General features: G+C 71.4%; 24 protein-coding genes. 14 read left to right on the top strand and 10 right to left on the bottom strand.

What is annotated here, in order from left to right; all coding sequences use genetic code 11:
- Positions 1 to 2: 2 nt before the first annotated feature.
- Both ACFY30_RS07525 and ACFY30_RS07520 read right to left on the bottom strand, forming a co-directional pair.
- Positions 3 to 1001 (bottom strand): anion permease, encoded by a 999-nt coding sequence (locus ACFY30_RS07525; protein ID WP_390844229.1) that lies wholly within the window; start codon positions 999 to 1001, stop codon positions 3 to 5.
- A gap of 7 nt (positions 1002 to 1008) precedes the next feature.
- The gene (locus tag ACFY30_RS07520) at positions 1009 to 1629 is read right to left on the bottom strand and encodes a DUF47 domain-containing protein (RefSeq protein WP_055638981.1); all 621 of its coding nucleotides are present in this window, start codon (positions 1627 to 1629) and stop codon (positions 1009 to 1011) included.
- A gap of 207 nt (positions 1630 to 1836) precedes the next feature.
- On the opposite strand from ACFY30_RS07520, the gene ACFY30_RS07515 reads away from it, so the two are divergent.
- On the top strand, positions 1837 to 2190 hold the full coding sequence (locus ACFY30_RS07515; RefSeq protein ID WP_390844228.1) for a metal-sensitive transcriptional regulator: 354 nt from the start codon (positions 1837 to 1839) through the stop codon (positions 2188 to 2190).
- On the opposite strand, the gene ACFY30_RS07510 is transcribed toward ACFY30_RS07515, so the two are convergent.
- Positions 2176 to 2364: a hypothetical protein gene (locus tag ACFY30_RS07510; RefSeq protein ID WP_390660593.1), complete on the bottom strand. Its 189-nt coding sequence runs from the start codon at positions 2362 to 2364 to the stop codon at positions 2176 to 2178. The two genes, ACFY30_RS07515 and ACFY30_RS07510, sit on opposite strands and share 15 nt — an antisense overlap.
- A gap of 119 nt (positions 2365 to 2483) precedes the next feature.
- Positions 2484 to 3332 carry a hypothetical protein gene (locus tag ACFY30_RS07505; RefSeq protein ID WP_390844227.1) on the bottom strand — a complete coding sequence of 283 codons (849 nt, stop codon included), beginning with the start codon at positions 3330 to 3332 and terminating at the stop codon, positions 2484 to 2486.
- 269 nt (positions 3333 to 3601) lie between these two features.
- On the opposite strand from ACFY30_RS07505, the gene ACFY30_RS07500 reads away from it, so the two are divergent.
- Together ACFY30_RS07500 and ACFY30_RS07495 are read left to right on the top strand one after the other, a co-directional pair.
- Entirely contained in the window at positions 3602 to 3772 is a 171-nt protein-coding gene (locus tag ACFY30_RS07500; RefSeq protein WP_390844226.1) for a hypothetical protein, read from the top strand.
- Positions 3773 to 3887: 115 nt separating this feature from the next.
- On the top strand, positions 3888 to 5447 hold the full coding sequence (locus tag ACFY30_RS07495) for an FAD-binding oxidoreductase (RefSeq protein ID WP_390844225.1): 1560 nt from the start codon (positions 3888 to 3890) through the stop codon (positions 5445 to 5447).
- A 3-nt stretch (positions 5448 to 5450) separates the two neighbouring features.
- Here ACFY30_RS07495 and ACFY30_RS07490 read toward each other — a convergent pair whose 3' ends face one another.
- The 3 genes from ACFY30_RS07490 to ACFY30_RS07480 form a co-directional block, all read right to left on the bottom strand.
- Positions 5451 to 6161 (bottom strand): phosphatase PAP2 family protein, encoded by a 711-nt coding sequence (locus ACFY30_RS07490; RefSeq protein ID WP_390844224.1) that lies wholly within the window; start codon positions 6159 to 6161, stop codon positions 5451 to 5453.
- A gap of 168 nt (positions 6162 to 6329) precedes the next feature.
- A complete protein-coding gene (locus tag ACFY30_RS07485) occupies positions 6330 to 7274 on the bottom strand; it encodes an NlpC/P60 family protein (RefSeq protein ID WP_390844715.1) in 945 nt (314 codons plus the stop codon).
- Between the two features lie 123 nt (positions 7275 to 7397).
- Positions 7398 to 9104 (bottom strand): protein kinase, encoded by a 1707-nt coding sequence (locus ACFY30_RS07480; RefSeq protein ID WP_390844223.1) that lies wholly within the window; start codon positions 9102 to 9104, stop codon positions 7398 to 7400.
- Positions 9105 to 9529: 425 nt separating this feature from the next.
- Here ACFY30_RS07480 and ACFY30_RS07475 point away from each other — a divergent pair, with 425 nt between their 5' ends.
- Positions 9530 to 10273, top strand: coding sequence for a carbonic anhydrase (locus tag ACFY30_RS07475; protein WP_390844222.1), 744 nt, complete (start codon positions 9530 to 9532; stop codon positions 10271 to 10273).
- 7 nt (positions 10274 to 10280) lie between these two features.
- Here the strand turns inward: ACFY30_RS07475 and ACFY30_RS07470 are convergent, their stop codons facing one another.
- Positions 10281 to 11030, bottom strand: a complete 750-nt coding sequence (locus ACFY30_RS07470) for a trypsin-like serine peptidase (RefSeq protein ID WP_390844221.1) — start codon at positions 11028 to 11030, stop codon at positions 10281 to 10283.
- Between the two features lie 103 nt (positions 11031 to 11133).
- Between ACFY30_RS07470 and ACFY30_RS07465 the strand changes: the two genes are divergently transcribed.
- Complete coding sequence (locus ACFY30_RS07465) at positions 11134 to 11391, top strand: DUF397 domain-containing protein (protein ID WP_390844220.1); 258 nt, start codon at positions 11134 to 11136, stop codon at positions 11389 to 11391.
- A 112-nt stretch (positions 11392 to 11503) separates the two neighbouring features.
- On the top strand, positions 11504 to 12601 hold the full coding sequence (locus ACFY30_RS07460; RefSeq protein WP_390844219.1) for a hypothetical protein: 1098 nt from the start codon (positions 11504 to 11506) through the stop codon (positions 12599 to 12601).
- Positions 12602 to 12608: 7 nt separating this feature from the next.
- On the opposite strand, the gene ACFY30_RS07455 is transcribed toward ACFY30_RS07460, so the two are convergent.
- A complete protein-coding gene (locus ACFY30_RS07455) occupies positions 12609 to 13514 on the bottom strand; it encodes an oxidoreductase (RefSeq protein WP_390844218.1) in 906 nt (301 codons plus the stop codon).
- A 79-nt stretch (positions 13515 to 13593) separates the two neighbouring features.
- Here ACFY30_RS07455 and ACFY30_RS07450 point away from each other — a divergent pair, with 79 nt between their 5' ends.
- From ACFY30_RS07450 to ACFY30_RS07415, 8 genes are all read left to right on the top strand, one after another.
- A complete protein-coding gene (locus ACFY30_RS07450; RefSeq protein WP_390844217.1) occupies positions 13594 to 14211 on the top strand; it encodes a TetR/AcrR family transcriptional regulator in 618 nt (205 codons plus the stop codon).
- 424 nt (positions 14212 to 14635) lie between these two features.
- On the top strand, positions 14636 to 15967 hold the full coding sequence (locus ACFY30_RS07445; RefSeq protein ID WP_390844216.1) for a peptidase S8: 1332 nt from the start codon (positions 14636 to 14638) through the stop codon (positions 15965 to 15967).
- A gap of 388 nt (positions 15968 to 16355) precedes the next feature.
- The gene (locus tag ACFY30_RS07440) at positions 16356 to 16664 is read left to right on the top strand and encodes a hypothetical protein (protein ID WP_014673544.1); all 309 of its coding nucleotides are present in this window, start codon (positions 16356 to 16358) and stop codon (positions 16662 to 16664) included.
- Positions 16665 to 16848: 184 nt separating this feature from the next.
- Entirely contained in the window at positions 16849 to 17667 is an 819-nt protein-coding gene (locus ACFY30_RS07435; RefSeq protein ID WP_390844215.1) for a hypothetical protein, read from the top strand.
- Positions 17657 to 19006, top strand: a complete 1350-nt coding sequence (locus tag ACFY30_RS07430) for a hypothetical protein (protein WP_390844214.1) — start codon at positions 17657 to 17659, stop codon at positions 19004 to 19006. The genes ACFY30_RS07435 and ACFY30_RS07430 overlap by 11 nt, the downstream gene beginning before the upstream one ends.
- Positions 19007 to 19029: 23 nt before the next feature.
- Complete coding sequence (locus ACFY30_RS07425; RefSeq protein WP_390844714.1) at positions 19030 to 20571, top strand: SCO6880 family protein; 1542 nt, start codon at positions 19030 to 19032, stop codon at positions 20569 to 20571.
- 9 nt (positions 20572 to 20580) lie between these two features.
- A complete protein-coding gene (locus ACFY30_RS07420; RefSeq protein WP_390844213.1) occupies positions 20581 to 22008 on the top strand; it encodes an ATP-binding protein in 1428 nt (475 codons plus the stop codon).
- Between the two features lie 16 nt (positions 22009 to 22024).
- A complete protein-coding gene (locus ACFY30_RS07415; protein WP_390844212.1) occupies positions 22025 to 23530 on the top strand; it encodes a type IV secretory system conjugative DNA transfer family protein in 1506 nt (501 codons plus the stop codon).
- Here ACFY30_RS07415 and ACFY30_RS07410 read toward each other — a convergent pair.
- Entirely contained in the window at positions 23519 to 24094 is a 576-nt protein-coding gene (locus tag ACFY30_RS07410; protein WP_390844211.1) for a GNAT family N-acetyltransferase, read from the bottom strand. The two genes, ACFY30_RS07415 and ACFY30_RS07410, sit on opposite strands and share 12 nt — an antisense overlap.
- Positions 24095 to 24198: the final 104 nt, after the last annotated feature.

Here is a 24198-nt window from a genome sequence, read left to right as displayed (position 1 = left end):
TCCTACAGGAACGCGAGGTTCACCAGCCAGAACGACACGGCCGCGACCACCGCGGCCGCCGGCATCGTGATGAACCACCCCAGCACGATGTTCTTGGCCACACCCCACCGCACCGCGTTGATCCGCTTCGTCGCCCCCACGCCCATGATCGCCGAGGTGATCACATGGGTCGTGGAGATCGGCGCCTTGAACAGGAACGCCGTCGTGAACATGATCGACGCGCCGGTCGTCTCCGCCGCGAACCCCTGCGGCGGATCCAGCTCGATGATCTTCCGCCCGAGCGTCCGCATGATCCGCCACCCGCCGGCGTACGTCCCCGCCGACAGCATCACCGCACACACGATCTTGACCCACACCGGGATCGGATCCCCGTAGTCCTCGACATCGGCGATGACCAGCGCCATCACCACGATGCCCATCGTCTTCTGCGCGTCCTGCAGACCGTGCCCCAGCGCCATCCCGGCCGCCGAGACGGTCTGCGCTATCCGGAAACCCCGCTTCGCCTTGTGCGGGTTGGCCTTCCGGAAGAGCCACAGAATCGCCGTCATCACCAGGTAACCGACGATCAGTCCCACGAACGGCGACACGAACATGGGGATGACGACCTTCTCCAGGACGCCGCTCCAGTAGACCGTCGTCCCCCCCGCCAGCGCGGCCCCGACCATGCCGCCGAACAGCGCGTGCGAGGACGACGAGGGCAGTCCGAAGTACCAGGTGACCAGGTTCCAGGTGATCGCCCCCACCAGCGCGGCGAAGAGGATCCCCATCCCCTGCGACCCCTGGGGCGTCTCGATCAGCCCCTCACTGACGGTCTTGGCGACCCCGGACCCGAGAAAGGCGCCCGCCAGGTTCATGACCGCGGCCATCGCCAGCGCCGCCCGCGGCGTGAGCGCCCGGGTCGACACGGACGTGGCGATCGCGTTCGCCGAGTCGTGGAAGCCGTTCGTATACGTGAAACCGAGCGCGACGCACACGGTCACGACCAGAGCAAAGGTGTCCATGAAGAGCTCAGGACTCCTTGACGGCGATGGTCTCCACCGTGTTCGCCACGTGTTCGAACGCGTCGGCGGCTTCCTCCAGCACGTCCACGATCTGCTTGAGCTTCAGCACCTCGATCGCGTCGTACTTGCCGTTGAAGAGGTGGGCCAGCAGCTTGCGGTGGATCTGGTCCGCCTGGTTCTCCAGCCGGTTGACCTCGATCCAGTACTCGGTCAGGTTCTCCATCGTGCGCAGGTTCGGCATCGCCTCGGCCGTCAGCTCCGCCGCCCGCGCCAGCACCTCGATCTGCTGCTCGACGCCCTTGGGCAGGTCCTCGACGTTGTAGAGGACGACCAGGTCGACGGCCTCCTCCATGAAGTCCATGATGTCGTCGAGGGACGAGGCGAGGGAGTAGATGTCCTCCCGGTCGAACGGCGTGATGAACGAGGAGTTCAGCTGGTGGAAGATCGCGTGCGTGGCGTCGTCACCGGCGTGTTCCGCGGCCCGCATACGCTCTGCGATCTCGGCCCGGCCGGCGGTGTCCGCCCCGAGCAGTTCCATCAGGAGTTTCGAGCCCGTGACGATGTTGTCCGCGGATGCGGCGAACATGTCGTAGAAGCTCGTCTCCCTGGGGGTCAGACGAAAGCGCACGTGGGGTCCTCGGGATGCATCGGTTTCGGTCAAGCGGGTGGCCAGGCTGATGCTAGGCGCACCATCCGGCCATGGCTATCGGGCCGTCCCCCAGTGTCACCCATCAGACAGAGTGATCAGCACAAGGGGCACTTCAGGGGTCGTGTACCCGGCAAAGTTCGTTACGATATACCCGGCAGGGGTATATGTCCGATACGGGAGGACGCGATGACGACGACGGAGGCCACCGAGCCCACCAACCCGACGCCCCCCGAGCCCCCCTCCCCCACCCCGCACGCCACCCACGGCTATCACCAGCAGAAGGACGAGCACCTCAAGCGCCTGCGCCGCATCGAGGGCCAGATCCGGGGCCTGCAGCGCATGGTCGACGAGGACACCTACTGCATCGACATACTCACCCAGGTGTCCGCCTCCACCAAGGCCCTGCAGTCCTTCGCCCTGCAGCTGCTGGAGGAACACCTGCGCCACTGCGTCGCCGACGCGGCCCTGAAGGGCGGCGACGAGATCGACGCGAAGGTGGAGGAAGCGACCAAGGCGATCGGCCGTCTACTGCGCACCTGACCCGGCCGGGCCGGTCCGCTCCTCCCCCACCCGCAGCACCTGGTCGATGCTCTCCAGGCTGAGTCGTTCCTCACCGGCCGCCGAGGCCGCGATGATCAGCTCCCCGCACAGCTCGATCTCGGCGAGGGCCACGTGGTCCTGAACTGCCGTACCGCCGACCGGAGCCACGCGCATCACCTCGTCTCTGCCGTCACCGGCTTCCTAGAGTAGGGAGCGCTCTACACCGCGCGCATGGCACGGACGGGCTAGTCCTTGTGCCGGTCCTGTGACCGATCCCTCCCTCCGCCGGCCCCTCAGCCCTCCGCGATCCGCCCCGCGAAGATGTCGCCCGCCGCCGGCAGCCGTACGTCGGCGGGCGCCCCGAAGTCGTACAGCAGGGTCGTCGACGCCACCGCCACGGCATGCTCCTGCCGCGCGTTCACAAAGCTGAACCGGTGCCTGACCTTGCGGATCCGCCCGTCGTCGTCCAGATAGACGTCGAACGGCACCCGAGCCGTGGCGAACCCCTTGGCCGCCGCCGCCAGCGCCCCCCGGCTCCCGGCCGACGCGTCCTCGGCCGCCACCGCCAGATCCGCGGTCCCCCGGTAGTGCCGCACCGGCGTCCCCGCGATCTCCGTCCTGCCCACGTACGTCGCCGTACGCGCCCCGCGCAGCACCTCCGCCGCGGCGAACGGATCCGTGGCCCCGCCGGTGACCAGGTTCCCGTCGGACAGCGTCGCCGTCTCCACCCGCACCCACTTGTCGTCCGGGACCCCGGCACCCCGGTTCTTCATGAACAGCGCACCCGGCGCGAGCAGTTCGGTGATCGGCCGGTGCTCACTCGTCCCCGCCGGGTCCTGCGGCAGCAGCACCTTCAACCGCCCCAGCTGCCTGCGGTAGTCATAGACCCCCTCGCCCCGGATGGTCACCCGGGTCCCACCGGTGGCCATCTCCATGGACGTACGGGCCCTCGAACTGCCCGCCTCCCGCAGGGCGTCGGCGGCCCGGTGCAGCATCTCCACCGCCTCCCCGCCCCGCGCGTCCTCGTCGGCGACCGCACCGCCGCCGGAACACCCCACCACCCCCGCGCACCCACCGGCCACGAGCCCCGCGACGACCACCCCACCGCGCCACGCGCGCCGCCTGTGCCACCGCTCAGCCATCGCCTGCCTACCCCCAGCCGGTACGTCCGTCACGGGTCCCCCTGTCGTTCCGCCTAACGACGGCCACGGGCCCCCGTCACGCGGCCCCACCCCCGGCGCGACCGCCGAACGGGTCGTCCCGCCCCGCGCCCCGCGCCCCCGCCCCTCCCCTCCCCGCAGCCCCCGCAGCACCGCACCCCGCAGCCCCCGCAGCACCGCACCCGCCGCCGCGGACCGCCCCGGTCCTGTCCGTGCGCGTCGATTCACCGTCACTGGGTAACGTTGTCTGCGTGACGCAGCAGGACGGCCCGGCCCCACCGCTCCCCGACGGGGAGCACACCACCACGACCGTCGAACAGGGCAGGTTCTGTCTGGCCCGCTGCACCTGCGGCTGGCGCGGTCCGGCCCGCAGGGCGAGAAGCCTGGCCCGAACCGACGCCGAGGGGCATGCCCGCGGCTGACGTCACCGTTGCGTCACCGCCGGCGCCCGCTGGAACCCGTAGCCTCGAGGCCCCGTCTCGCACCATGAAGCCGACAGGCCGTGGGAAGCCGACAGGCCGACGGAAGGCGCAGGACATGGAACGGCGTACGTTCATCGCAGGCGGCACCGCCGCGGTCGCGGCGGTCACGACGGCGGCATGCAGCTCGTCGGGCGGCAGCAAGGCGGCCGCCGCCGGCAGCGACAGCACCACCGGCCTCACCGCCCTCAGCGCCAACGCCGCCTCCGCCCCGGCCGACTGGGCCGCCCTCGCCCGCGACCTGGACGGCACCCTGGTCCGCCCCGGCGACGCCTCCTGGACGACGGCCCGTCAGCTCTACAACACCCGCTTCGACAACCTGAAGCCCGCGGCCGTGGCGTACGTCGCCCACGCCGACGACGTCCGCACCGTCCTCGCCTACGCCCGCGCCCACCGCACCAAGGTCGCGATCCGCAACGGCGGCCACTCCTACGGCGGATGGTCCTCCGGCGACGGCCGGCTGATCGTCGACGTCTCGAAGCTCAACAGGGCCCGCGCGAGCGGCGGCACGGCCGTCGTGGGCGCCGGCGCCAAGCTGATCGACGTCTATCGCGCCCTCGCCGCCAAGGGCGTGACCATCCCGGCGGGCTCCTGCCCGACGGTGGGCGTCTCGGGCCTGGTCCTGGGCGGCGGCCACGGAGTCGTGTCCCGTGCGTACGGCCTGACCTGCGACAGCCTCACCCGGGCCACCATCATCACCGCGGACGGCAAGCAGCTGGTCGCCGACGCCACCCAGAACAAGGACCTGTTCTGGGCCCTGCGCGGCGCGGGCAACGGCAACTTCGGCGTCGTCACGGAACTCCACTTCAAGACCCATCCCGCCCCGCAGGCCGTGACCGGCTACCTCACCTGGCCCTGGGCGAAGGCCGCGGCCGTGGTGAAGGCCTGGCAGGAGTGGGGCCCGTCCCAGCCGGACGAGATCTGGTCCTCCCTCCACCTGTCCGCCCCCGCCGGCGGCAACCCCACCGTCTCGGTGGCCGCCTTCTGCATCGGCACCTACGGCCAGCTCCAGAACGCGGTGGACCGCCTGGCCGACAAGGTGGGCGCCCCAGCCTCCTCCGTGTCGCTCCGCCGCCGCTCCTACGAACAGGCGATGGAGATCTACGCCGGCTGCTCCTCCTTCTCCGCCGACGCCCAGTGCCACCTGCCGGGCTCGACACCGGGCCGCTCCCCGCAGGGCAAGCTGGGCCGGGAGACGTACGCGGCGCGCTCCGACTTCTTCGACCGCTCCCTGTCGACGGCGGGCATCCAGACGCTGCTGAAGCAGATGAGGTCGGTCCAGGGCGGCGCGGGCAGCATCGCCCTCACGGCGCTGGGCGGAGCCGTCAACCGGGTCTCCCCCACGGCCACGGCGTTCGTCCACCGCCGCTCCCGCATGCTCGCCCAGTACCTCGTGTCCTGGCGGGCGGGCACGACCGGCTCGACGGCGCAGTCCTGGCTGAACGCGGCCCACAAGGCGATGACCCCGTACGCCTCGGGCGCGGCGTACCAGAACTACGCCGATCCCACCCTCACCAACTGGCGCAAGGCGTACTACGGCGACGCCCTCCCGCGTCTGACGCAGCTGAAGAAGCAGTACGACCCGAACGGCTTCTTCACCTACCCGCAGGCCCTGTAGGCCTCAGGCGGCGAGATCCCGCTCCTCGGCGGCGGCCTCGGACCGGGCCCCCGGGACGAACGCGTCCCGGGCCCGCTCCCGCGCGGCCCGGCTCCGCACGACCCAGCCCACCCGGGGCGAACGCTCGACGGCCTTCATCAGCGGAGTGAGCGCCAGGGCGGCAAGGGGCGACAGCAGCAGGGCGACGGCGGTCCCGAGCGCGAACCCGCCGACCACGTCGGTCGGGTAGTGCACGCCCATGTAGACCCGGCAGAACCCTTCGAGCAGCGCGATCCCGATCCCCACCAGCCCGAACCTGCGGTGGGCGACGAACAGCCCGACGGCCATCGCCATGGTGAGGGTGGCGTGGTCGCTCACGAACGAGTAGTCGGTCTTGCCGGAGACGAGTACCTCGAGGCCCTGGTGATCGAGGAAGGGCCGGGGCCGCTCCACGAACCCCCGGATGGGGACGTTGACGAGCACGGCGACAGCGGCGGCGAGCGGCGCCCACACGAGCGCGGCGACGGAGGAGGCGGCCTCCTCGGCCCCGCCGGGGCGCCGCCGCACACTCGCCCAGCACCACAGGATGAGCACCGTCATGGCGAGCAGCAGCCCGTACTCCCCGACGAACTCGACCACCCGGTCGAGCCAGTGCGGAGCGTCCTTGGCGAGCCCGTTGATGTCATAGAGCAGGTCGACGTCGGGGTTCGACCCGGATTCGGCGAGTCCAGCCATGGTGCTGCGGCCCCTTCGTCATGTTCTGCCCAGCGCATCTCTCGTGCGCCCGCCTCAACAGGAACGCACGGCCCCGGTTGATACGTTCCACTCTCCACTGAACGATCACGCAGACGTTATCGAAGAGAGATACATAGCCGCAGCTCAGGGGGCGGGTCCGAGGACCCTTCAGACGTTCGTGGGGAGCGCTTTCGCGCCATCTTCGGTGACGCGGGTGGCACCAAAGTAGTCAGCCGTGTCGATGGGATCAAACCGGATGACGGCCCCCGTGTAAGGCGCGTCGATCATGTAGCCGCCGCCCACGTAGATCCCCACGTGGTGAATGGCCCGCGAGTTGCCCAAGTCGTTGGAGAAGAACACCAGATCCCCGGGCAGCAACTCGCTCCGCTTCGGATGCGGCCCGGCGTTGTACTGATCGTTGGCGACCCGGGGCAGGGTGATCCCCACACTCGCGTAAGCGGCCTTGGTCAACCCGGAACAGTCGAACCGTCCCCCCTGCTCAGGCGTACCGTTCCCGCCCCACAGATAGGGCGTCCCCAACTTCTTCTGCGCGTAGTAGATCGCCCCGGCGGCCTGCTTGGAGGGATCGACCCGGGTGACGGGGGCGGCGAAGCTCTTCTCGAGGGTGCGGATGGTCTTGACGTAGTTCTGCGTCTCCCGGATCGCGGGAACGCCGCCTGACCTGATGACGCGGTCGGGGCCCGCGTTGTAGGCCGCGAGCATGTTGTCGGTGACGTCTCCCGGCACGGTCTTGACGTACTTCGCGAGATCGCAGTCGTACGAAGCGGCCGACGGAATCGCGTCATTCGGGTCCCAGATGTCGCGGTCGCCGTCTCCGTCGCCGTCGATGCCATGGGTGGCCCAGGTGCTGGGGATGAACTGGGCGATGCCGCGCGCGTCGGCGGGGCTCACGACGTCCGGGTCGAAACCGCTCTCCTGGTACAACTGTGCGGCCAGCAGCGCGGGGTTGATGGCGGAGCAGAGGTTGCCCCACTTCTGCACGAGCGCGCTGTACGCCGACGGCACGGCACCCTTGGCCAGCCCGACACTTCCCGCGCCGACGCCGTTGACCAGGTTTCCGGCCACGACGTACACACCGACGACGAGCAGCATCACGAAGCTGAGCCCGAGCCCGACCGCGGCTCCGCCGACCACCCAAACTTTTCGCACGCTTCAACCCTCCCCCACCGCAGGCCTGTTTACGGGTCTTTCCCGAACCTGTCCGTGTCGTGTGCGCTACTTCGCGACGAACCCGTCGCAGACAATGCTCGCGTATTTCCTGGTTCCTTGGACATGGAGGAAGAGCACCGTCCAGTCACCGGGGTCGTTCTCCACGGGTATGGCGTCGCCCGCCTCCTTGCCCCGCACGATCTGCCGGAAGTCGTCCGGATAGGTCAGTTCCACCCAGTCGGTGCCGACCGCGACGGGCTTGCTCGTGTATCCCAGGTCGACGTTCGCCTGGGCCGCGCCCTCGAAGGGTCTGCCCGTGTCCTGGTCGATCGCGTGCGGGGCCTTCACGGCCACGGAGACGTAGTACGGCTCGGCGGCGGCGAACTTGAGCCGGATCCCGATTCGGCCCTTGCCGGAGGTGTAGGGGCCATTGCCGTCCGCCGCCGAAACCGACCACTGGAACTGCGGATTCTGCTCCTCCGACGGCAGGTTGCACGCCCCGAGTCCGCTGCCGGCCGACGTCGCGTCGGCCTCCCAGAAGTCACGGGACGGGTTGGTCTGCTCGACGTAGGCAGGTGGCCGCAGTTGGGACTCGTCGCTGCCGGAGGCCGTGGCCGGCGCCGAGGTGGTCCGCGGTCCTGCCGTGCCGTCGGCACCCTTGCCGGTGTCGTGGTCCCCGTCAGGAAGGAGGGTGAGCGCGGCGACGGCCCCCACCGCGACGGCCACGCCCGCGGCCCCGGCGATCAGCCACGACTTCCCGCGCGGCCGGGGCGTCCGGCTCGGCTGGGCCGTCTGGGTGGGCGTGTAACCGAGGGCATGGGGGGCTTGAGGAGCGATCGTCGGCGCGTCGTGCACGCCGACCGGGGCGTCGTCGGGCGGGGTGGCCGGCATCGCGGGCAGTGCCGTCGGCGTCGGGGGAACCGCCTCCCCCAACGCGAGGAGCCCTCCGTAGAACGTGTCCTCGACGAGCGCGGTCCGCACGCCGCAGCGGGCGACCACCTCGCCGAGACCGGGTCGTGCCGCCGGGTCCTTGGCCACGCATGCCCCGAGGAGCGCGGCCAGCCCGGGCTCCACGCCGGTGAGGTCGATGGGTTCGTGGACGGCGCGATAGCTGATCGCGGCGGGTTCCCCGTGCCCGAAGGGCGGCCGTCCGGTGGCCGCGTGGGCCAGGGTCGCGCCGAGGGCGAAGACATCGGCGGCGGGCCCGACCTCGTTGCGCAACAGCACCTCGGGAGCGGTGAAGCCGGGTGTACCGGGCGCGAACCCGGCTTCGGTGAGCGCCGTGTGCGCCGCGGAGCGCGCTATCCCGAAGTCGATGAGCTGCGGCCCCTGGGCTGCCAGGATCACGTTCTGCGGCTTGAGGTCCCGGTGCGTCACGCCGTACGCGTGCACCGCCGCGAGCCCTTCGGCCAGGGCCGCGAGCAGCGCCCGGCACGTCTCCGGGGGCAGCGGCCCCCTCCGCGCCACGGCGTGGCTCAGCGTGGGCCCGGGCACGTACTCGGTCGCCAGCCAGTACGGCGCCGTGTCCAACGAGGCGTCAATGAGGTTCGCGGTGTACGCGCTCCGTACCGCGCGGACCGTCTCCACCTCCCGCCGGAACCGCGCCAGGGCCTCCGGATGGTCGGTGATCTCGTCCCGGATCACCTTGAGGGCGACGAGCCGCCCGCCGGGCGACCGCCCGAGATAGACCTGTCCCATGCCTCCCGCGCCCAGCCGGGCCAGCAGGGTGTACGCGCCCATCCGCGCGGGGTCCCGATCCTTCAGTGCGTCCACTGAACCGACCATGCCACATAGATCACTTGGCAGGTACGGGGCCGCACCCTCCTCATTGGCCACGACGCCTTCGGCTGCCTGTTCGGCGTCCGCGATCGCCTGCCGGCCGACGCGTCGGCCGAGACCCGCCGCACGCTCGTGGAACGCGTCTCCGGCACCCACGCCACGACCTGGGTCGACGGGGCGGAGCTGTCCCGGGCGGACCGGGACGAGCCCGCTGCGGACGCTCGCCGAGCTGCACGATGGGGAGAACGTCAGACTGGTGGTGCGGTCCGACCGCTGAACCTTCCTCAGACGCGGCCAGGTCAACGGCCGCCCCACACCGCGTCAAGCACAGGCCAACAGTCGTTCCCGTAATCCCCATGCCCGCCCATGATTCGGCAACGTCGTCACCCCGTTCCGGGCTCGGACATACGTTCCACGGCGTGATCTCTGACGACACCCCCCACAGAACCGCCCGCCGTTCCCTTCTGCGCGGCCTCGCCGGTGCCGTGACGCTGGGCGGCGGGCTCGCGGTCGCGGCCGCCCCCGCCTCCGCCTCCGCTCCTCGCGGCCGCTCCCCGCGGCCCACCGCCGCCCACCGCCCCGGCACCGCCGACGAGGCCCTGCGGGAACTGGCCGCGGGCAACCGGCGCTGGCGCACCTACTGCGAGCGGCACCCCGACGAGACCCCGGCCGTCCGGCAGAGTCTGACGGCGGGCCAGCACCCCTTCGCCGTCGTCCTCGGCTGCATCGACTCCCGGGTGCCCCCGGAGCTGGTCTTCGACCAGGGCCTCGGCGACCTGATGACCGTGCGGACCGCCGGCGAGGTCCTGGACGAGGCCGTGCTCGGCAGCGTCGCCTACGGAGTGCTCGAACTGGGGATACCGCTGGTCATGGTGCTCGGGCACCAGTCGTGCGGCGCCGTGAAGGCGGCCGTCCAGGCGGACCTGAGCGGTGAGGAGCTGCCCGCCCACATCCAGTACCTCGCCGAGCAGATCAGTCCGGCCATCGACCGCACCAAGGAGGGCGACGCCCGCGTCGACTCGACCATCGACGCCAACATACGAGCCGTCCGTGCCCGTCTCGCCGCCGAGCCGGACCTCGCCGCGAAGATCGCCGCCGGCGAGCTGGCCGTCGTGGGCGCCCGCTACGAGCTGACCACGCAGCTCGTCCACCACATCGCGTGACCCGCCCCTAAGGGCCGGAGGCCGCGACCCGGTAGAGCTTCGCGGCCTCCGGCCCCAGCACCACGCTGTACGAGATGTCCGCCGTCGCCCCGCCCCGCTCGTGCCCGCCGAGGACGCCCACGACGTCCCCGTCCCCGTTCACCCACGGGCTCCCGCTGGTCCCGCCGGTGAAGCCGGGGCAGTCGATGCGCTGCTGGGTGGGGCTGTGCGGGGCCGGCCGGTTGACGCAGCGGACCGGGACCTCGCGGGAGTCCGGGTAGCCGGTGACGGTCACGGCGGTGGCGCCGGTGGCCGTCCGCGTCACGAACCGATTCCCGCCGACGACGTCCTCGACGTCCCTGCCGTCCCGCGCGTCCAAGGTCGCGAACGCGACGTCACTGTCCTCGTCCCGCCCCGTCGCCCACCCGTCGGGCAGGAACACCCGGGCCACCTTCCAGACGCCGTGGGGCGCCCTGCCGTGCCGGTATCCCGGTACGAAGACGAGGTCGCCGCCCGCGCCGAGACAGTGGGCGGCCGAGACGACGAGGTCGCGGTGCCGCGCGTGCACGACGGAGGCGGTGCAGAAGTGACCGCCGGCGAGACGACCGGCGGTCTCGCCGTCCCCGGCGTCGAACAGCGCGCCGACCCGCGCGGAGTCCTTCGTCGGCGCGGCCACCGCGGTCACCCCGAGCGGCCCGGGCCCCCCGTCGGCGGACGCCTCCGAGGCGGAGGTGACGGCCAGCAGCACGACCGCACCGAGCAGCGCGTTTCGCTTCACCGGACCCACTGTGTCCCACCAAGGTGAGAGAACCGTCGGACACGCCCTTCCGGGACTACGGTGGACCCGCGGCACCAAGGACCCGAGGCACGAAGGACACCCCATGCCTGACATCCCGCCCGACCTCACCTGGATCCGTGCCGCCCCGCCGGAGGCGACCGGCCCGGGCCCCTGGATCGAGATCGCCTTCGGCGAGGGCGACGGCGGCGAGGACGACGGCGAAGCCCCCGTCTACCTGCGCGAGACCAGTGCCCCGGGCAACGTGGTCACCACCAACCGCCGCAAGTGGGACGCCTTCGTACTCGGCGTGCGGGCCGGGGAGTTCGACCACTTCGTGGCGGGCGTCGAACTCGGCGGCTGACCAGCCGGCGATGCCGGAGCCGGAGGGGACGGTCCCCGGACGGGCGATGCCGGAGCCGGACGGGACGGTCCCCGGACGGGCCATGCCGGCGCTCTGCCGTACGGTTCGGCACATGCCCCGAAACGCCCGCCTGGTCGCCGCCCTCACCGCCCCGCTCCCCGACCCGAACGCCGGCACCGTGGCGCTGGTCCGGCTGGGCGGGCGGCGCACGGCCCTCGTACAGCGGGACGACGGCCAGGTGCTCGTCGAACTGCTGGACGACGCCTTCCGCCCCGTGCGGCGGATCCGTTTCCCGGCCCCGTGGACCCGCCGCTTCGGCACGTACGCCGTCTCCCCCGACGCCGGCGTCGTCGTCTTCGCGGGCACCCACGCCCTGCGCGCGGTGGACGCGAGCGGCGCCACGCGGTGGGAGACACGGCACGGCTGCTGGGGCTGTGCCGAGTCGCACGAGTCGTTCGACGCGTACGCGTCCGACCGCGACCACAAGTACCCCGGGGGCGGCTCCGCCGGCTTCTCCCCGGACGGCTCGCTGCTGTGGGCCCACATACGCGGCCCGCTCGCGGAGGGCGAGCCGGATACACAGCCTGTGGACGAGTGGCTGGTGCTCACCCCCGAGGACGGATGCGTGCTGGCCCGGGTCGACGCGCGGTCCGCCGCCGCGGGCAGTGAGCACGTCCCGCACCCGGACTCCCGCCGGATGGGCCTCAGCATCGGCGAGGGCCAGGACGGCGCACCGATGCGCTGGGGCCGCTGGGACGGCGAGCGCCTGTCCGTGGAGTACTTCGAGGGGCTGGACCTGGCCCTGCTGGACGTGAGCCCGTCCGGCGGGCACTTCATGACGGTCTCCCACGACCAGGACAGGCTCGCCCTGCACGAGGCCGCGACGGGCGCGCCGGTCGCGGAGTGGGACGCGGAGGAGTCCGTCCCCCGCCATCCGGACGCGGCGCCCGACAACGACGAGGTCTGGCCCGCCTGGGACTGGGCGGGCGGCTTCGTCGACGACGCGACGGTGGTCGCGGGGACCGTGTGGCAGGACGAGGAGTGGGGCGAGGGCAGGCACTGGCTGCTCGCGCGGGACGCGCCCGGTGCCGAGCGGCTCGTCTACCCGGCCCCCGTCACCAGCGCCCCGGCCGTCCTGGGCGACGGGCACTGGTACACGTACAGCGAGGACCACTCGACGCTCTCGGTGTGGACGCTCACCGCACCCTGAACACCGCTCACCCCACGCCGACCCCGGACCTCACTCCCGTCAGCTCCTCCGACAGCGTCCACAGCCGCCGGGCCGCGTCCGCGTCGCTGGCCGCCGTCGACCGCCCCACCAGCGTGGGCGCCCCGCGCATCTCGCCCAGCCCGTCCGGTCCGACGTAGCTCGCGCCGGGCAGGTCCTGGGTGGCGGCGTAGAGGGTGGGCAGGGCGCCCGCCCGGTCGTCCTGGGCGAACAGGGCGTTCCCCGCGCGCATGAAGACCCGGGCCAGCGGGCTGGCCGCATGGCTCTGCAGGTTGGTCGCGGAGTATCCGGGGTGGGCGGCCAGGGCCCGCACGGACGAGCCGGACTCGGCGAGACGGCGCTGGAGTTCCAGGGTGAACAACAGGTTCGCCAGCTTGGACTGGGCGTACGCCCGCTGCGGGGTGTATCCCGCCGCCAGGTTCACATCGTCGAACTCGATCACCGCGCCGCCCCACCGGTGGGCGCCCGAGGAGACGGTGACGACCCGGTCGGTGATGTACGGCAGCAGCAGGTTGGTCAGGGCGAAGTGGCCCAGGTGGTTGGTCCCGAACTGCCGCTCGAAGCCGTCCGCCGTCGACTGCCGCGGCAGCATCATCACACCGGCGTTGTTGATCAGCGTGTGCAGCGGCGCCCCCGCCCACTCCGCGGCGAACTCCCGCACGGACGACAGATCCGCCAGGTCCAGCCGCCGCACCTCGGTGCCGCCGGCGATGCGGGCGGCGGCGGCCTGCCCGCGCCGTGGATCCCGTACGGCGAGGACGACATGCGCCCCCGCCCTCGCCAGCGCGTCGGCGGCGGTGAACCCGATGCCGCTGTTGGCCCCGGTGATGATCACCGTGCGCCCGGCGAGGTCGGGTATGTCCGCAGCACTCCATGCCTTCTTCTTCTCAGCCATGACGCCAATGTAGACGCCGACAACAAAGATGGCAATGACAACAATGATGGCGCCGCCTACATGGGGATAGGATGTCCCCATGCCGTCGTCGCCGTCTCTCGAGAACCGCCCCTACCACCACGGCGACCTCCGCTCCGCCCTCCTCGCCACCGCCGAACGCACCCTGCGCGACAAGGGCGCCGCAGCCCTCTCCCTCAGGGAGCTGGCCCGCGAGATCGGGGTGAGCCATGCCGCGCCCGGCCGGCACTTCAAGGACAAGCAGTCCCTGCTCGACGCCCTCGCGCTCTCCGGGTTCGACCGCATGGCCGAGACCCTGGAAGCCGCCGACGACCCGGCCCTGCCCCTGGAACCCAGGCTCACCGCACTCGCCCGCGCCTATCTGCGCTTCGCCCTCGACAACGCCGCGCTGCTCGAGCTGATGTACGCCCGCAAGCACACCCCCGAGACCTCGGACACCGCGGACAGGATGGCCGCCGCCATGGACCGCACGGTCGGGGCCCTGGAGCGGCTGATCGCGGACGGACAGCGGCGCGGCGAGATCGTCGAGGGCGACCCGGCCCGGTTGACGCTGTTCCTGGGGGCCACCCTGCACGGCTACGCCTCGTTCACGGCGAACGAGATGCTCGCCCCCGAGGCGGTTCTCGCAGGCGTCGCCGAGCTGGTCCACCACACCCTGCACGGCCTGATCCGCCACTGACGGCCGGCGCCGCCCGCGCCACCCGCGCCACCCGGGCCGACCGCGCCACCGGGGCCGACCGCACCCCTCCACGCCACCCGGGCCGCCCTCGCCGCTCCACGCCACCCAGGCCGACCGCGCCGTCCACACCGCCTGGGCCGCCCGCGCCGCTCCACGGCCCGGCGCCCACCCCGCCGCCTGTGTCCACCCTGTGAGCAGGGTCAAGATCCGGCCATACCCCGTCCATCCGCCCGCCATCGGCGGGCAATCCCCCCACCGCCCCGGGTAAGGCGGAAGTCAGGATTCCACAACCCTTCTTGTTGTCGCGTACTCAACAAGCGCACAGTCGTCGGCGGGCCGCCGCCCGCCACCGGGGACCACGTACCGGTGGCACGCACCACCCCCACCCGCACCGCCCCTGTCACCCACCATCAGGAGCTGTCCGTTGCGTACGACGACTTCCCCCAACCCCCCTGCCGCCTCCGGCAGATGGCGCCGCATCGGCGCCGCGGCCCTCGGCACCGCCGCCCTCGTGCTCGCCGGTCTCGGCACCGCGGCCCCCGCGAGCGCGGCCCCCACGGCCACCGCGAGCTCCAAGGTCACCTGGGCGGCCACCCCCTGCGCCACCCCCCGGCACAAGGGCGAACTCGCCTGCGACTCCTTCCGCGTCACCGGCGGCACCACCGCCTTCCAGAAGGCGCAGGCCAAGGAGACCGGCGACACCGCGAAGGTCACCCCCAAGGCCGCCGCCGCCAGCCCCACCGGCTACGGCCCGTCCGACCTCCAGGACGCCTACGGCCTGACCGACGCCGCCGCCGACAACGGTGACGGCGAGACCATCGCGATCGTCGACGCCTACGACGACCCCAACGCCGAGGCCGACCTCGCGAAGTACCGCTCGTACTACGGCCTCCCCTCCTGCACCACCTCCAACGGCTGCTTCAAGAAGGTCGGCCAGACCGGCTCCACCTCCTCCCTCCCCTCCGCCGACAGCGGCTGGGCCGAGGAGATCTCCCTCGACCTCGACATGGCCAGCGCGGTCTGCCCGAACTGCGGCATCCTGCTCGTCGAGGCCAAGTCGGCCACCATGGCCAACCTCGGCACCGCGGTGAACCGCGCCGTCGCCCTCGGCGCGACGTACGTCTCCAACAGCTACGGCGGCTCGGAGTCCTCCTCCGACACCGCCTACGACTCCTCCTACTTCAACCACCCGGGCGTCGCCATCACCGTCAGCGCGGGCGACGAGGGCTACGGCGCCGAATACCCGGCCGCGTCCAAGTACGTGACCTCGGTGGGCGGCACCGCCCTGTCCACCAGCTCCACCACCCGTGGCTGGACCGAGAAGGTCTGGAACACCAGCAGCACCGAGGGCACCGGCTCCGGCTGCTCCTCCTACGACGCCAAGCCGACCTGGCAGACCGACACCGGCTGCTCCAGGCGCACCGTCTCCGACGTCTCGGCCGTGGCCGACCCCGCCACCGGCGTCTCGGTCTACGACTCCTACGGCGTCACCGCCGGCTGGTACACCTTCGGCGGCACCAGCGCCTCCGCGCCCATCGTCGCCGCGGTCTACGCCCTCGCCGGCACCCCGGGCAGCAGCGACTACCCGGCCTCCTACCCCTACGCCCACCTCGGCACCTCCGCCCTCAACGACGTCACCAGCGGCAGCAACGGCAGCTGCTCCTCCGGCGCGAGCTACCTGTGCACCGCCAAGTCGGGCTACGACGGCCCCACCGGCGTGGGCACCCCCGAGGGCATCGCCGCCTTCACCGGCTGACACCCCCTCACCCCACCCCGGGGCAGCCACGGGTGGACCGTGGGGGCCACCTGTGGCGAGGACGAACGGGCCGCGGCATCCAGCCGCGGCCCGTTCGCCGTGCGTCATGAGAACATCGAAACGTACACTCACCCGACCAGCCGTCAGAAACGGCACACCGCCGTGAAGTGGGTCAACGACGGAACCACACCCCGGGTTCCGCTCCGGCCTCATTGCCCGGCGTGACCTGCCGTGATACACAGAGTGACCGTACGCACCATTCATACGAATCCCACCCGGCAATGACGCCCAGTCGACATACGAGGGCGACATCGTCGGCGACAATGAGGCCTGACCTCTGCACACCGCAGGGGACTCGCGGAACTACCCACCAGGGGCGGTGACTTACATGCTGTTTGCGGCCGACAAGGGCGACATCAACACCATCATCGGCGGGATCGCTCCGGACTGGGGCCCCTTCGGCAGCCTGGGCAACGAGGCGAAGGTGATGATCGAGGTGGTGATGGCGGTCGCCATCCTGCTCTGCCTCGGCATCGCCGTCTGGGGCGCCGCCAAGCAGCGCATCGGCGCCACGGCCCTCCGGGACACCTTCAGTGCGGAACAGGGCAAGGGCCTCATCATCGCCGGCCTGACGGGCGTCTTCATCATCGGCTCCCTCGGCACGCTGTTCACCATCGTGTACGGCATGGCCGTGTAACCGGGCCTCCCGGTCCCCGGGCACGCCCAGCGGCGCCCCTCCTCCCCCACCCACCCGTCGTGCCCACCGGCTGAGGTTGCGTTTCCCTGATGTCGAGTCACCACACCGCGCCCGCGCGGGAACCAGCACGGCTACCGTCGTACTTCTACGCTTTTCGGTACGGCAGCGAGGGGACGTACGCGGCATGACTCCCGGCGACGAACACGACTACGGCGAGCCCGCGGGCACGCGCGTCCGCCTGCCCGAAGCCGACCCCTACGGCGGCGCCCGCCGCCCCGCCCGCTCCTCCTCCCGCAGCATGGTCACGGTGGTCGGCGTCGTCGTCCTCCTCATCGCGGCCATCGCCTTCGCGAACCGCGGAGGAGGCGATTCCGGGTCCTCCACGACCACGGCCGACGCCGACAAGCCGAAGACGTCGACGACGGCGGCGACGGGGACGAAGCCGGTGAAGTCGAAAACGGGCGGGATCCCCTCGGGCTTCGCCCACACCCAGCAGGGCGCCCAGTCGGCCGCCGCCAACTTCGCCGTGGCGCTGGGCTCGACCGGCATGTTCCAGAAGAACAGCAGACACACCCTGGTCGACACCGTCTACACCCCCGACGCGGCGGCCAAGCTGCAGGGCGCCATGGACCAGGCCTACTCGGCGGACTTCCTCGCCAAGATGGGCCTCGACGCGGACGGCAACGCCCCCAAGGGCAGCACCTTCGTCTCCCGCGTGGTCCCCGTGGGCACGACCGTCCAGGCGTACTCGGACACCACCGCCAAGGTCGCCGTCTGGTACCTGGGCCTCATCGGCATGTCCGGCACGGACTCGACCGACCCCGTCACCTCGTCGTGGAAGACCTGGACCTTCGACCTGCGCTGGGCCGGGAACGACTGGAAGATCGACACCGACACCCAGAAGGACGGCCCCGCCCCGGTCCCCGGTGACGAGCAGGCCGCCACCTCCGACGAGATCAGCAAGGCCATCGAGGAGTACGGAGGGTTCACGTATGCCCGGTAACCCGCACCGCCTGCTCAGGCTCGCCGGAGTCGTGACGGCCGTTCAGACGGCCGCCGTCCTGTCGGCCACCCGCGCCTTCGCGGCCCCCTCACCCGACCCCACACCGTCCTCGTCGGGTTCGGCGTCCCCCACGCCCACCGGCACCCTCGACTGCAGGCTCATCTCCGGCGAGGCCAAGAAGTACTGCGAGAGGGGCAACAACTCCTCCGGCACCACCACCAACCCCGGGGTCTCCGACACCCTCGACCCCCTCTCCTCCCTCGCCAAGGGCTGTGCCGACGCCGCCGCCTGGACCGTCGACAAGCTCAGCGAGGCCGTGAAGGACACCGCGAACGTCGACTTCACCAACACCAAGTTCCTCCAGCAGTACGCCGTCGTCTTCGCCGCCTCCACGGTCCTGACGATCCTGCTGTGGCTGCTGGCCGTCGCCAAGCGCGCCGTGCGCGGCGTCCCCCTCACCACCGCCATCGGCGAAGCCGTCGGCTTCCTCTGGCTCACCGTCCTCGCCTCCGCCTTCACCCCCCTGATCCTCTACACCGTCGTCTCCGCCACGGACGGCATCACCGAGGTCCTGGCGAAGGCCACCGGCGACAAGACGGACACGTTCTTCGGCACCTTCTCCGCCGCCCTGGAGAAGGGCGAGGACATCGGCGGCGGCCCGATCATGCTGATCGTCGTCTCCCTGGTCTCCATCCTCGCCGCCGGCGTCCTCTGGCTGGAGCTGGTCATCAGGGCCGCCCTGCTCTACGTCGGCGCCCTCCTCGGCACCGTCGTCTACGCTGGCCTCGTCGACAAGAACCTGTGGAGCCACGTCCGCCGCTGGGCCGGCATCATGATCGCCGTCATCCTGGTCAAACCGGTCATCGTGATCGTCCTCGGCCTGGCCGGCGCCCTCTCCGCCGACGACGGCCCCGACGCCTTCTCCGCCGTCGTCTCCGGCCTCGCCATCATCCTGCTCGCCATCTTCGCCAGCGCGATGATCTACCGCTTCGTCCCCGGCTTCGGCGACGAGATCGCGGGCTCCCGCAGCAACCGCATCATGCAGGGCGCCGAGGGCAAGGCCGCCGCCGTCATCAGCTCCCCCGCGACCCTCGTCGCCCAGGGCATCAAGACGCACAGCACCCGCGCGGACAACAACGGCGGCGGGGGCCAGGCATCCAGCACCCCCCGCCCCACCAACCCCGCCTCGGGCGGCGTTGCCGCGCACAGCTCGCGCACCTCGAACGGAGGCGGCGGATCTGTCCCCTCCGCCGCACCCGCACCCCGCTCGAGCAGCGCGGTGAACACCCCGCACGCCAGCAACACCCGCAACAACCGCACGGGAGGTGAAGGGCGTTGACGGCTGATTCCCACGTGGCCCATGTGTCCCACGCGGTCTCGCCCCGCCGCACATATCTGATCGGCCGCGCCCGGCCGAACGCGATCGTCGGCCGCAACCGCGAGACCGGCGAGATCGCGCTCATCGTCATCGGCGCGTTCCTCGGCATGATGTGCGGACTCCTCGTGCCGCTCCTCCCCCTGCGCATCGTGCTGCTCGCCGGCTTCCCGATGATCGCGCTCGCCGCGGTCTACGTGCCGTACAAGCACCGCACGTTCTACAAGTGGTTCGAGATCAACCGCAGCTACAAGCGCACCCTCCGCCAGGGCACGACCTACCGCTCCGGCGCGATGGAGGCCGGCACCCGGATCGACGGCCAGGAGGTCGAGGTCGGCCCGCCCCCGGGCATCGGCCGCATCAGCTGGCTCGCCGCGCCCTTCGGCCCCGACGAGATCGCCGTGCTCCTGCACGCCGACCGCAGGACCGTCACCGCCGCCATCGAGATCGAGGGACCGGGCGTCGGCCTGCGCGACAGCGAGGACCAGGAAGCCCTCGTCGACCGCTTCGGCACCCTCCTCAAGCACGTGGCCAACGGCGACGGTTTCGTGACCCGCCTGCAGATGCTCGCCCGCACCCTCCCCGCCGACCCCGACGCCCACGCCAAGGACGTCGCCCAGCGCGGAGACGACAGGGCCCCCGACTGGCTGGCCCGCTCCTACGACCAGCTCCAGTCCATGGTGTCGACGAGCAGCGAGCAGCACCGCGCCTACCTCGTCGCCTGCATGCACTACACCCGCGAGCTGGCCGCCGAGGCGCACGCCATGGCCCGCGCCGCCCGCCCCCAGGCGGGCCGCAAGCTGGACCGCGACGCCGGCCTCGCCGTCGTCATGGCCCGCGAGCTCACGGACATCTGCTCCCGCCTCCAGGAGGCGGACATCCGGGTGCGCCAGCCCCTGGGCCAGGGCCGGCTCGCCTCCCTGATCCACTCCATGTACGACCCGGACCACCCCATCGACCACATCCAGGCGATGACCCGGCGCAACGCCTGGCCGGCCGAGCTGGACGCCATGGAACCGACGTTCCTGCAGGCCAAGACCCGCGAGTCGTCGACCCGGGCCCCCTGGTGCCACGCCACGGCCTGGGTGAAGGAGTGGCCGATGACGCCCGTCGGCGTCAACTTCCTGGCCCCGCTCCTGGTCCACACCCCGGACGTCATCCGCACGGTCGCCGTCACGATGGACCTCGAACCCACCGAGGTCGCCATCGAGCGCATGCTGACGGAGAAGACGAACGACGAGGCGGAGGCGAGCCGGGCCGCCAAGATGAACAGGACCGTGGACCCCCGCGACGTCGCCGCCCACTCCCGACTGGACCAGCGGGGCGAGGACCTGGCGTCCGGAGCCGCCGGCGTCAACCTGGTCGGCTACATCACCGTCTCCTCCCGAACCCCCGAGGCCCTGGCCCGCGACAAGCGCACGATAAGGGCGTCGGCGGGCAAGTCGTACCTGAAGCTGGAGTGGTGCGACCGCGAGCACCACCGCGCGTTCGTGAACACGCTCCCGTTCGCCACCGGCATCCGAAGGTAGGGGCTTCACATGCGGGACCCGCTGTCCGTCCTCACCGACGCCTTCACGTCCTTCCTGTTCGGCAAGGTAGAGACGACCCGCCTCCCGGTCCGCACCTCCACCGGCCAGGCCCAGGCGGTCTACCTCCCCACGGCCGCCCCCGGCCTGGGCGACTCCGGCGTCATCATCGGCCGCGAGGTCTACTCCGGGAAGGGTTACATCTACGACCCCTTCCAGCTGTACGGCCAGCAGCTCCCGGCGCCGCACTGGCTCGTCCTCGGCGAGTCCGGCAACGGCAAGTCGGCGCTCGAGAAGACCTACGTCCTGCGCCAGCTCCGCTTCCGCGACCGCCAGGTCGTCGTCCTGGACGCCCAGGGTGAGGACGGCGTGGGCGAATGGAACCTCATCGCGCAGGCGCTGGGGATAACTCCCATCCGCCTGGACCCGATGGCCGCCCTCGACCACGGCATCCGCCTCAACCCCCTGGACCCGTCGATCACCACGACGGGCCAGCTCGCGCTGCTGCGCACGATCATCGAGGTGGCGATGGGCCACGGCCTCGACGAACGCTCCGGCTTCGCCCTCAAGGTCGCCCACGCCTACGTCAACGAGACGATCGTCGAACGCCAGCCGGTCCTGACCGACATCGTCGAGCAGCTGCGCCACCCCGAGCCGGAGTCGGCGGAGGCGATGAACGTCGCCATAGACGACGTACGGGCCTGGGGCCTGGACGTGGCCCTGGTGCTGGACCGCCTGGTCGACGGCGATCTGCGCGGCATGTTCGACGGCCCGACGACCGTCGGCATCGACCTCGACGCCCCGCTGATCGTCTTCGACCTCTCCCACATCGACCGCAACTCCATCGCCATGCCGATCCTCATGGCGATCGTCGGCGTCTGGCTGGAGCACACCTGGATCCGCCCCGACCGGAAGAAGCGCATCTTCCTGGTCGAGGAGGCCTGGCACATCATCAACAGCCCGTTCGTGGCCCAGCTGTTCCAGCGCCTGCTGAAGTTCGGCCGCCGCCTCGGCCTGTCCTTCGTGGCGGTGGTCCACCATCTCTCGGACGTCGTCGACGGCGCCGCGGCCAAGGAGGCCGCCGCCATCCTGAAAATGGCGTCGACACGGACGATCTACGCGCAGAAGGCCGACGAGGCGAGGGCGACGGGCCGCGTCCTGGGCCTCCCCCGCTGGGCGGTGGAGATCATCCCCACCCTCACCCCCGGCATCGCCGTCTGGGACGTCAACGGCAACGTCCAGGTGGTCAAACACCTGGTCACGGAGACGGAACGCCCACTGGTCTTCACGGACCGGGCGATGACGGAGTCCTCGGCGGACCACCTGGCCTCCGACGACGTCCTGCGCGCCGCCGAACAGGAACAGGAACGGCGCGCGGCGGCCTTCATGGAACAGCATCTGGCCGACTTGGACGACTCGTCCGAGTCGACGGTCGCCTAGACGGCGGGGGGTTGCCATGAGACCCGGTGACGAGCGCACCGCGGGCCGGGAAAGCCGGAGCGGTGGCATCCCCGACGGCCTCCTGGTCGGCCTGCTCGCCTTCCTCCTCGGCATGACCCTCCTGGTGTGGACGGCGACGGGCCTGGCCGCCCTGCTCAGCCACGGCGGCTGGCCCACCGGCGTCACGTTCACCCGCACCCCGCTGGCCATGCGCCACCTCATCGCCCGGCCGCACGACATCCCGGGCGCCTGGCCCGAGGCCGATCCCACCGCCCTCTCGGGCTACGGACTCTTCTGGGGCCTCTTCATCGGCCAGCTGATGATCCTGTTCGTCCTCACGATGTTCGTCATAGGGACAGTGGCGCGGTGGCGGGTCGTCCGGGCGCGAAAGAGAACGGCAGCGCAGCACGAACCTCCGACGTACGAACCTCCGACGTACGAGGTGCCCACTCCGAGGGCCGAGGCGGCACCGGAACCTGACGGGGAAGCAAGAACCGAACCGCTGCCCGGCTCACCGGCTGGGGAGGCCGCACTGACGCCGGCCGCGGCGCCCCCGTCGGCTCCGCTCCCGCAGAGCGGATGGGAGACCCACCGCGTCGAGGGCGCGGTGCTGTACGCCCCGCGGGAAAGCCGCTGTGCCACCGCGGCCCGGACCGTCCGGGACGCCGAGGGCCCCGCCCTCGTCCTCACCTCCAACCCCGCCCTCTGGCAGGACACCAAGGACGCCAGAGCCAAACTGGGCCCGGTCCACCTCTACGACCCCACCCACCGCTGCGACACCCCCGCCCGCCTCCACTGGTCCCCCACGGCAGGGTGCGAGGACAAGGCGACGGCCGCCGCCCGGGCGACCGACCTGCTCACCCCCGTACGGCCCACAGCCCGCCTGGACCAGGCCGTCGCGGAAACCGCGGAGACCCTCCTCCGCTGCTACCTGCACGCCGCCGCCATCGACGGCCGCACCGTCCGGCACGTCCACCGCTGGTCTCAGGGCACCGGCATCCAGGAAGCGGTCCGCACCCTCCGTACGAGCCCCAAGGCCGCCCCCGGCTCCGCCGGCGAACTGGAAGCCGCGCTCACCGCCCACCCCGACCGCAGGGACATCGCCCAGGAACTGACCTCCCGAGCGCTCTCCGCCCTCTCCACCGTCAACATCCGCGAGGCATGCACTCCCAACCGAACTGATGCCCTCGCCTTGGATTCCTTTGTGGAAGAAGGGGGAACGCTTTATGTGGTCGGTGAATCCATCGAGGACCCCAGGACCAGCCCCGGCGCCATGCCTCTCCTCACGGCCCTCGTCTCCAGCGTGGTCGAGCGCGGCCGGCGCATGGCCGAACGGTCATCCTCCGGTCGCCTCGACCCACCACTGACCCTGGTCCTGGACGACATCGCGGCCGTGGCCCCGCTCCCCCAGCTCCCGGACCTGCTGTCGACGGGAGCGGACCGTGGCCTCCCCACCCTGGCCCTCCTCCGCTCCCGCGAACAGGCCCGCTCCCGCTGGCCCCACCATGAGCTACCGGTCTGACGGCGTCCCCCGCTCCCGTACGAACTCCCTCTCCTTCTCACCCGAGAAGGCACCGAACCCCTCCCCGACCGGCACGGTCACCCCGCTCGGCACGAACCCCACCTTCCGGTACGCCCCCTGCGCCCGGAGATTCTTCTCGTGCACCAGCAGCCGCACCCGCTCCAGCCCGGTCTTCCAGGCCCACTCCACCCCGGCCTCGAACAACTCCCGGGTCACCCGGCCCCCACGCCACTCGGGCCGCACATACACCCCGACCACATGCCCCTGCCGGCGCTCGACGGGATACCCCGCCCAGTCCACACTCCCGGCCTCCTCGACGAGCACGGTGACCGACCCGACCCACTCACCGCCGTCGGCCTCGGCTACGAACTGCCGTGCTCCCAGACCCTTTTCGCCGGCCCCGCAGGCGCGGTCCCGCCAGAAGGAATCCGGCCGTCCCGCGGCATCCTCGTATGTCTCCAGAAAGGCGAGGGGGGCCGCGGGATCCCTGAGCGCGACCAGGCGAAACGCCTTGACCGACTCCCATTCCTCGGCCCGTATGCCCCGTACGACAAAGTCATTCATGCAATAAATCCTAAACGCAGAAAACCCCCGCACCATACGGTGCGGGGGTCTCCCGGAATGATTGTTCGGCGGTGTCCTACTCTCCCACAGGGTCCCCCCTGCAG

The organism is Streptomyces sp. NPDC000345 (assembly GCF_042898825.1).
Lineage (GTDB): Bacteria > Actinomycetota > Actinomycetes > Streptomycetales > Streptomycetaceae > Streptomyces.
The sequence above is the reverse complement of the archived record's forward strand: the minus strand, read 5'-3'. Positions and strand labels throughout refer to the sequence as shown.